This window comes from Candidatus Caldatribacterium sp., assembly GCA_014359405.1.
Classification (GTDB): Bacteria; Atribacterota; Atribacteria; order Atribacterales; family Caldatribacteriaceae; genus Caldatribacterium; species Caldatribacterium oleiphilum.
The window spans coordinates 1-8,152 of sequence record JACIZN010000085.1 but is presented as its reverse complement, the minus strand read 5'-3'; the positions used below and the strand labels follow the sequence as shown (position 1 = coordinate 8,152).

Genomic DNA, 8,152 nt, shown 5'->3' with positions numbered 1-8,152 from the left:
ATTGCTGGAAGCATCCCGGAGTAGAAAGGTTTGAGGTGGAGCCAGACAAGGCGATGCGGAAGGGTTCGTGACGGTTGCGCAAGGTGCTCTTTCAATCGTTCGGCAAAAGAGAGGGCTATGGGGTCGCCCAAGAACTCGTAGTAGTATGGGAGGTAGTCGAGATTTTTGGTGGGCGGAAGGAGCATCCGGTCTTTGCGCTGGCGAAGGGAGGCAATTTCTCCGAGAATTTCTCGGGTTCTGTTAGAGAGGGCAAAGGGTTCGTCCCAGAAAAAGCGGATTCCCCACTCCCTGAGTCTTTGGGCAATCGTGGCAAGCTGCTGCGCAACGTACCTTTTGGCTTCAGAACTTTCCTCTTTCGGAACATCCACGAGGAACAGGGGAACCTTCCAGATTTCCTGGAGGGTCTCGAAGAAACCCACTGTTCCCTGGCAGATGGTCGAGGTGGCGAAGAGGAAATCAGGCTTAGGGAAGAATCGAAGTAAACTCATGCCGATGCTTTCCCGGTGGTAGCTGCAGAGGTCCTGAGAGAACCAGGCTTTTTCGGCTTCTGCAAGGGGAAGATGGGCAAATCCTAAGGCTGCCACAAGACCTGCCCCAATTTCCGGGTAGAAAGGGGCGAAAGAGGCGGCATGGAGGAACTCCGACGGAAAGAAGAGACTCGCCCAGGCGACCTTTTTCTTCCGCCCGTAGAGGGTCAGGATGGTGTGGATGGTTACCTGGAAAGAGAACTGTGCAAGATTTGGGTTTGGGTACTTCCGGCGGATCCACCACTCGTACGGTCCAAGGAGCTTAAAGAGAGTGGGACGCTCAATGAGGAAGCGAATCGTCCTGAGGAGGAAGGGTGAGGGGCTACCCATGACGAATCATCTCCAAAAAGGCATCAAGACGCGTCTCCCACTGGGCAAGCGAAGAGGTGAGATCGTGCTCAAGGAGGAGAACCGGAACTTCGAGTTCCCGGCGAAGGAGTCCGATTTCGTAGAGCTGGGGATCGCAGAATTTGGAGAAGAAGATGATGACGCCCCGTATGGGGAGCTCTCTGCAGAGCTTTTTCAGGAATTCCCTCCGCACTTTTCCGGGAAAGCGGGGGCAGGGAAGACGGTGAAGGAGCACAAGGCGTGCCAGATCCACAAGGGGGGAAAGGGAGGGCGTGAAGGGCTCAAGGAAAATGTAGGGACGCTCTTTGGGGATATCGGCAAGAACCACAAAGCCCCGAGCCTCAAGGAGAGGAAGAATTGCAGAAGCAAAATGCGAGCCAAGGAGAAGGAGGGAAGGACGGTTCTCTGCGCTTTCGCTCTTTTTTGGCGCTTCCTGGAGGGCTTTGCGCAAGGTGTTCTCGAAGGCCTCCCAGGATACCCCGCTCAGGGCAAGGAGCTCCTCGCTCAAAATCTTTAGGTTCTCTGCGAAGTACTGTACGGCTTCAGGAGAAGAAGAGGCTGGGACATCGAGGGGAAAAACGGACCGGTTGAGTGCACGCAGGGTTTCGTAAGTTCTCCGAGAGGCGTCGCAGGCAAGAGGGACTACAAATCCCGAAAGGTCCTTGTGATTTATGGCCCATTGGGTAAAGGATTTACACAGTGCGCAGAAAGGAACTGGAAAGAGAGGGGATACCGAAAGGGAAAAGTCGGGCTCAAAGCAGATAGCCTCGAACCCGCAGGCAACAAGGAGTTCTTCGGGAACGTAGTGACAGAAGTACCCCAAAGCCCTCATCGTTAGAAGAAAATCCAAAAGAGCATCCAGGCGATGAATCCAAAGAGAGCGATGGGAAAGACAAAAAGGAGTGCCCACCCGAGTACAAAAACGCCGAGAATGAAGAAGAATAGAAAGGCAAAACCCCCGAGGATAAAGGGCAAGAAGAAGGGAAAGGTGTAGAGGAAGAAGGCAGAAAGCACTATGAGAGCAAGGAGAATCGCAAGAAAGAAAAGACACCGAATCATTCCTTCTCACCTTCCTGGGCAAGATTTATAAGGAGCCTTGCCAGGTTCTGGGACGCAAAGTCTGGAGGAAGGAATCCCGAGAGGATGGTTTTTGCCGGGACATCCTTGCCCCAGAAGTTCCGGTTGGCTTCAGGGTCTTCTTTGAGCCTCGTGCCCTCAAGGGAAATCCCAACGAAAATCCCCCGGGAGATCGCGTAAGCATAGCAAGGAGCAGAAAGATCAGGGTCCATGGTTGCCGAGAATCCCCTTCCAGTGGGTCCCAGGGCTACAGCAAGATTCCCCCCAAGAACTATGGTGTCTCCTTTGGGTTCCCGCATGAAGAAAAGAACGATATCCTGGGACTGGACACCCGCTTGAATTCCCACCTGTACTCCCTGGATGGTGTAGAAAGCGGGTCCGAAAAAGGTTGTCCGGTCTCTTCCCCGGGCAAAGAAGACTCCCTTCCCCTCGGCTATGCCGACGAAAAGCCCAACCCGCCGCACTCCTGGGAAAACCGCAATGCCCCAGGCCTTCTCGAAAAATGAAGTAAGGATTTTCCGGTCCACCGACTTTGAGAGCTCGTAGAGCACCTCGATGGACCGGTTCAAGAGTTCTTCCTCAGAGGCGAAGGAAAGAGGAGGAAAGGCAAAAAGGGAAAGGAGTATTCCGGCAAAAACGAGGAACTTCATGCCTCGTACTCCTTTTGCGATGGGGCTTGTGCGAGGAGGAACTTCATGACCTTTCCGGTTGCAGTCTGAGGAAGGTCGGGAACAATTTCCACAAGGCGTGGAACCTTGTAGGGAGGGAGGCGCTTCTTGCAGAAACTCACAATCTCCCGGGGGTCAAGGGTACACCCTTCTTGAGGAACGATGTAGGCCTTGACGACCTCGCCCCGGAGTTCCCGTCTCACTCCGACAACGGCAGCTTTGGCCACACCCGGGAAATCGAGGAGGACTTCTTCGACTTCCTGGGGGTACACATTGAAACCCGAAACGATGATGAGCTCTTTTTTCCTTCCCTCGATGTAGAGGACGCCCTGATCGTCCATTCTCCCCAGGTCCCCAGTGAAGAACCATCCCTCCCTGAAGGCTCGGGCATTCTCTTCAGGATTTGCAAAGTATCCAGGGGAAATGGGGTCGCCTGAGAGGATGATTTCTCCGACTTCGCCCTGGGGGACGTCTTTCCCTTCCTCGTCAACAATGCGCAAGTTTATAGCATCGATGACCCATCCTGCCGAACCAGGGACACGGACTTCAGGGGAGGGGTTTACTGAGACCACCGGTGAAGCCTCGGTAATGCCGTATCCCTCGATGATGCGGAGTCCAAAGGCGCTCTCAAAGGCTTCCCGAACTCGCGCCGGCAGAGCATCCCCACCGCATATGAGGAGCCGCAGGGGATGGAGGTCAAAGGGAACCCTTTTCCTTGCTCCCGCAAGGATTGAAAAGACTGCAGGGACTCCGAGGAAAACGGTGGACTGGTCCCTCTTGAGAGCAGTAACGAACTCCTCAAGGGGATAGAGGGAAGGGACAAGGGTGAGCGTCATCCCCTTCATGAGGGGGAGGAGGTAAGCGATGGAAAACCCGAAAACGTGGAACATGGGGAGAATCCCGAGCATCCGGTCCTCAGGAGAGATGTCCACAAGGTCGAAGCAGCTGTCGATATCCGAGAGGAGGTTCCAGTGGGTGAGCATCACGAGTTTCGGTGTTCCTGTGGTTCCTGAGGTCGGAAAGAGTGCCGCTACCGGGCTATCGAAATCAGGCAGCGGAAAAGATGAGGGGAGGAATTTCAAGGGGTATGCAGTGACTCCATCCTTCCCCATAAGGGCAAAGGGAATGTCAGGGTCTTCGAGCTTTGTCTCGGTGAGGATGAACTGCGCGGAAGAGGCTTTGAGGATTCTAATCCACATATCCTGGGGCGTGCGCGGGGAAAGGGGAATAGGAATGACCCCAAGGCGGAGGCAGGCAAGGTAGAAGCGAAGCGCAGGAAAGCTATTCCCGATGGCAGTGACAACTCTGCATCCGGGAGTCACGCCTGCCTCTCGCATTCGTTCCACTTCTTTGTCGATTTCCTTTAAGAGCTCTTCATAGGAGAGGCGTTCTTTCCCAAAGGAGACGGCCGTTTTGTCGCGGTACTCACGGGCTATACTCTTCAGGCGTTCGGGAATGGTTGTTTTCATAGTCGACCTCCTTTTTCTCCTCCATTGTAGCATAAACGGTATGCCGAGGTGAGAAAGATGGTATAATGTTCCGAAAAAGTGGGTAACTGGATGGACGAGAGGAAGTTCTGGCTCTAAGGGGATCGGGGCAAGGGTTTCTTTCATGACCCAGGTGGACAAGACATTGTGAACCGGCAGATCGGTCATATTCTCAAGGTGGACAAAAAGCCTGGAGTTTTTCTTGTAGGGAAAATAGTGCAGAAGTAGTCGTGTACCCCCGAGTTCGTCTCAGGAAAGGGAGAGAGAAGCGCCTCCTCTCCGGTCATCCCTGGGTGTACCGTACCGACATCGAGGTTGTCCGGGGTCCGGCTCAGCCAGGGGATATTGTACTTTTAGAGAACTTTCGAGGAAAAACCCTTGGTCTTGGGTATTACAACCCTGCCTCTCTCATTGCGGTTCGGGTCCTCACCGAGAATCCGGAAGAGAGAATCGATACTGGTTTTTTCATCCGAAGAATCACGCAAGCCCTTGTGTACCGTTTGCGTCTTTTCGAAGAGGAAAAGACCAGCGCCTTCCGGGTTGCCTTCGCAGAGGCTGATTTCCTTCCTGGGCTCATCGTGGACAAATACGGTCCTTTCCTTGTGGTACAGTTTTTGACCCTGGGGATGGAGAGAAGGCGCTCGGAAATTCTTGAAGCCCTCGAAGAAGTCCTGCGCCCTGAGGGTATATATGAGCGGAGCGATGTTGAGGTTCGAAAGAAAGAGGGTCTTGGAGAGCGCGCTGGGTGGCTTTCTGGGGGAGGAGATACGAGAATTCCCATCCGCGAGAATGGACTCTCTTTCCTCGTGGATATTGCTCAAGGGCAGAAAACAGGGCATTTCCTGGATCAGCGAGAGAACCGGTACGCGCTTTACCGCTATGTTCAGGGGGCGAGGGTTTTGGATTGTTTTACATACACCGGGGGATTTGCAATTCATGCGGCCGTTTTTGGGGCGCGGGAAGTTGTGGGTATCGATGTTTCTGAATGGGCTATTGCCCTTGCCTGGGAAAACGCCCGCCTGAATGGTGTAGAGGACCGGGTACGTTTTGCTCCTGGTGACGTCTTCGACGTTCTTCGAGAACTCCATAGAGGAAACGAGCGTTTCGACGTTGTGGTTCTCGACCCTCCGGCTTTTGTGAAAGGGAAGGAGGCTCTGGAGGGAGCCCTTCGGGGTTACAAGGACATCAACCTCTTTGCCATGAAGCTTCTGCCCCCCGGGGGAATCCTTATGACCTCCTCCTGTTCCCACCACCTGAGCGAGGACCTTTTTCTTAGGGTCCTTTCTGAAGCGGCCCGGGATGCAAAGAGGCGCATCCAGATTCTTGAGCGTCGAGGACAGGCGCAGGACCATCCTGTCCTTTTAGGGTATCCGGAGTCCCGTTACCTCAAGTGTTTCATCCTCCGTGTCCTGTGATATAATGGCATTGAAGTATTTTCGTGCTCAAAAAGGAGGAATGGATGTCACCCTTTCCTCAGTTCAGCGAAGCGGTGTCCCTTGCCCTGCACAGCATGGTGCTTTTGGCGCAGAGTGCTTCTCCCCTTACCGTGCGGGAGATGGCAGAGCAGACTGGTGCTTCTTTCCATCACCTCGCCAAGGTCTTCCAGCGCCTGCGTAAGGCGAACCTCGTCGTTTCTTCCCGGGGGCCGAAGGGTGGATTTGCCCTTGCCCGCTGCCCGGAGCGTATCACCCTGCTTGAGGTCTACGAGGCCATAGAGGGGTCGGTGCCGGAGAAGATATGCCTTTTGGGGGCGGCCTCTTGTCCTTTCACCCAGTGCATCTTTGGAGGACTCCTCGGGGAATTCGCTCTCCGTTTCCGAGACTACCTTGCTTCCCATACCCTTTCTGATGTCTGCCGAAAGGAGGCCGACTGTGGAGTACTGCTCTCTTGACGAGGCGGTTCTTGTTGCTTCTTCGGAAGCGTTTTCCGGGTGGAAGATGTACGACCGGGAGAATGTGCAGGTTGTCCATATCCTTGTTCCTCCTGGAGGTTCTGTCCCCTTGCACGCTACACCGCAAGATGTTCTCTTCTACGTTCTTGAAGGGTATGGGGTGTTCGTTATCGGGGAGGAAGAAAAGCAGGTTGGTCCTCACACGCTCATTGCAAGCCCCCGGGGTCTTCCTCACGGGGTGCGCAACGAAAGCCTTGGGAGTCTCCGTTTCCTCGTCGTGAAGCTCCCGGTCCAGGAATAGGGGAAAAGCAGTAAGGTTTTAGAATGGAAAATCAAAGGAGGTGTCGCAGTGCCGGAATTTCTGAATCCTTTCAGTGGAATGGTGCCCGGTCGGAAATTGACCAAGGAGGAGCTCATCCGCGCGATTCGACTGAATCTTGCGGCCGAAGAAGAAGCGGTACACCTCTACATGGCCCACGCGGAGGCTACCGATCATCCCCTTGCCAAGAAGGTTCTCATCGACATTGCCAATGAGGAGCGAGTTCACGCCGGAGAGTTCCTGCGCCTTCTTGAAATTCTCACCGGAGACGAAGCCGAGTTCATGGAACAGGGAGCCAAGGAAGTCGATGATATAGCTCGCTCTGTGGGACAGGACAACCCCACCTTAGGGTCTCTGAGGGAGGAGGAGAGCCAGTGAGTACTCCCTACCTTGGTCGGGAAGACGCGCCTTTCGGGAAAGAGGTTTGGGAACTCCTCGATAATGCAGCGGTGAGCATTGCCAAGGGGGAACTCGCCGGAAGGAAGGTTCTTCCCCTTGGGGGACCCTTTGGTCTTGGGTTCACCTTTGTCCCCAGGGGGGCAAGAACTCTCGGAGAAGGCGTTGCCGTCGTTGAAGGGCAGCCTCTCGTCGCTTTGGAACGCACCTTTCATCTGAAAAAAGTTGATATAGCCCAGTTTGAACGAGGTGGAGTGACTCTCGATATTGCTCCCCTTGTGCAAGCGGTTCGAGAAGTGGTTCGCCTTGAGGACCGGCTCATCTTTGAGGGTGTTGGGAACATGAAGGGCCTCTGTACTGCCGATGGCGTGCAGAAGAGTTCCCTTTCCTCCTGGGATGAACCTGGGAAAGCCGCTGAGGATATCATTGAGGCCGTATCCCTCCTTGACGCTCAGGGATTCCATGGACCTTTTGCCCTGGTCCTTGCTCCAGGGAGGTACAACCTCCTCCTCCGTCGCTACCCTGGCACCGCTCAGTCGGAACTCGAGCACATTCGAAGCATCGTGGGAGACCGGGTGGTGAAAGCGCCGTACTTTGCGGAGGGTGGTGTACTCCTTGCGGTGAACCCTCTGTACGCAAGAATCGTCCTTGGCCAGGACCTGGCGGTGGGATTCATTGGCCCAGAAAGTGACGGTTACCTCTTTTCCGTTTCCGAGAGTTTAGCCCTTCTCCTTCTTGAGCCCCGCTCCGTCTGCGTACTTGAGTAATCCATGGCGGGGTTTCCCCCGCCATGGACCCTGAACCTTCTCTTTCTTTCTCCGGTATTCTTCTGTGCTATAATGGTACTTGCTTTTGAAGTGGCCAGGGAGGAAAGCCATGTTTGCCCTCTTGAAAGAAGCATGGGCGAGGAAAGCCCAGGAGCGAATTATTCGGGAGCTTCAAAAAAAGTACGTTGAACCTATTAACGCCCTTGAAGAGCGCATGCGCGCCCTCAAGGACCATGAACTTGCCCGCAAGACGGAGGAGTTCCGAGAGCGATTAGCGCAGGGAGCAACGCTTGACGATCTGCTCCACGAAGCCTTTGCGGTGGTGCGAGAGGTGGCGCGAAGGGTCGTCGGGATGCGGCCTTTTGACGTTCAAATCATGGGGGCGGTGGTGCTCCACCAGGGGAAAATTGCCGAGATGCAAACCGGCGAGGGGAAGACTCTGGTGGCCACCATGCCTGCGTACCTCAACGCCCTTACGGGAAAAGGTGTCCACATCGTCACGGTGAACGATTACCTCGCCAAGCGCGACCGGTACTGGATGGGACCGATTTTTGAGTTCTTGGGTCTTTCGGTTGGACTCATCCAGCACGAGTCAACCCCTGAGGAACGGAAGAGAGCTTACCGGTGTGACATCACCTATGGTACGAATGTGGAATTCGGCTTTGATTACCT

11 protein-coding genes are annotated in these 8,152 nt (G+C 54.6%); 6 read left to right on the top strand and 5 right to left on the bottom strand.

The features are described 5' to 3' along the window. From H5U36_07410 to H5U36_07390, 5 genes are all read right to left on the bottom strand, one after another. Positions 1-857 (bottom strand): 2-hydroxyacyl-CoA dehydratase (locus H5U36_07410; GenBank protein ID MBC7217950.1); only part of this gene is annotated, 857 nt, incomplete at its 3' end. Then, complete coding sequence (locus H5U36_07405) at positions 850-1,707, bottom strand: 2-hydroxyacyl-CoA dehydratase (GenBank protein MBC7217949.1); 858 nt, start codon at positions 1,705-1,707, stop codon at positions 850-852. The genes H5U36_07405 and H5U36_07410, both read right to left, overlap by 8 nt. Before the next feature lie 2 nt (positions 1,708-1,709). Next, the gene (locus H5U36_07400) at positions 1,710-1,892 is read right to left on the bottom strand and encodes a hypothetical protein (GenBank protein ID MBC7217948.1); all 183 of its coding nucleotides are present in this window, start codon (positions 1,890-1,892) and stop codon (positions 1,710-1,712) included. A 38-nt stretch (positions 1,893-1,930) separates the two neighbouring features. Continuing rightward, entirely contained in the window at positions 1,931-2,602 is a 672-nt protein-coding gene (locus H5U36_07395; GenBank protein ID MBC7217947.1) for a lipid-binding SYLF domain-containing protein, read from the bottom strand. Beyond that, positions 2,599-4,089 (bottom strand): AMP-binding protein, encoded by a 1,491-nt coding sequence (locus H5U36_07390; protein ID MBC7217946.1) that lies wholly within the window; start codon positions 4,087-4,089, stop codon positions 2,599-2,601. Before H5U36_07390 ends, H5U36_07395 begins: the two co-directional genes overlap by 4 nt. A 248-nt stretch (positions 4,090-4,337) precedes the next feature. Here H5U36_07390 and H5U36_07385 point away from each other — a divergent pair, with 248 nt between their 5' ends. From H5U36_07385 to H5U36_07360, 6 genes are all read left to right on the top strand, one after another. Continuing rightward, entirely contained in the window at positions 4,338-5,522 is a 1,185-nt protein-coding gene (locus H5U36_07385; GenBank protein ID MBC7217945.1) for a class I SAM-dependent rRNA methyltransferase, read from the top strand. Positions 5,523-5,566: 44 nt separating this feature from the next. Next, positions 5,567-5,998 (top strand): Rrf2 family transcriptional regulator, encoded by a 432-nt coding sequence (locus H5U36_07380; GenBank protein ID MBC7217944.1) that lies wholly within the window; start codon positions 5,567-5,569, stop codon positions 5,996-5,998. Further along, complete coding sequence (locus H5U36_07375; protein MBC7217943.1) at positions 5,979-6,299, top strand: cupin domain-containing protein; 321 nt, start codon at positions 5,979-5,981, stop codon at positions 6,297-6,299. The genes H5U36_07380 and H5U36_07375 overlap by 20 nt, the downstream gene beginning before the upstream one ends. Before the next feature lie 48 nt (positions 6,300-6,347). Beyond that, positions 6,348-6,695 carry a Rubrerythrin gene (locus H5U36_07370; protein ID MBC7217942.1) on the top strand — a complete coding sequence of 116 codons (348 nt, stop codon included), beginning with the start codon at positions 6,348-6,350 and terminating at the stop codon, positions 6,693-6,695. After that, complete coding sequence (locus H5U36_07365) at positions 6,692-7,480, top strand: bacteriocin family protein (protein ID MBC7217941.1); 789 nt, start codon at positions 6,692-6,694, stop codon at positions 7,478-7,480. The genes H5U36_07370 and H5U36_07365 overlap by 4 nt, the downstream gene beginning before the upstream one ends. A gap of 109 nt (positions 7,481-7,589) precedes the next feature. Continuing rightward, on the top strand, positions 7,590-8,152 hold a 563-nt coding region (locus tag H5U36_07360; GenBank protein ID MBC7217940.1), incomplete at its 3' end, for a preprotein translocase subunit SecA.

Excerpts from the sequence above, each read along its gene's own strand:
- H5U36_07395 (MBC7217947.1), bottom strand. The coding sequence starts at position 2,602 with ATGAAGTTCCTCGTTTTTGCCGGAATACTCCTTTCCCTTTTTGCCTTT.
- H5U36_07380 (MBC7217944.1), top strand. The coding sequence starts at position 5,567 with ATGTCACCCTTTCCTCAGTTCAGCGAAGCGGTGTCCCTTGCCCTGCAC.
- H5U36_07405 (MBC7217949.1), bottom strand. The coding sequence starts at position 1,707 with ATGAGGGCTTTGGGGTACTTCTGTCACTACGTTCCCGAAGAACTCCTT.
- H5U36_07390 (MBC7217946.1), bottom strand. The coding sequence starts at position 4,089 with ATGAAAACAACCATTCCCGAACGCCTGAAGAGTATAGCCCGTGAGTAC.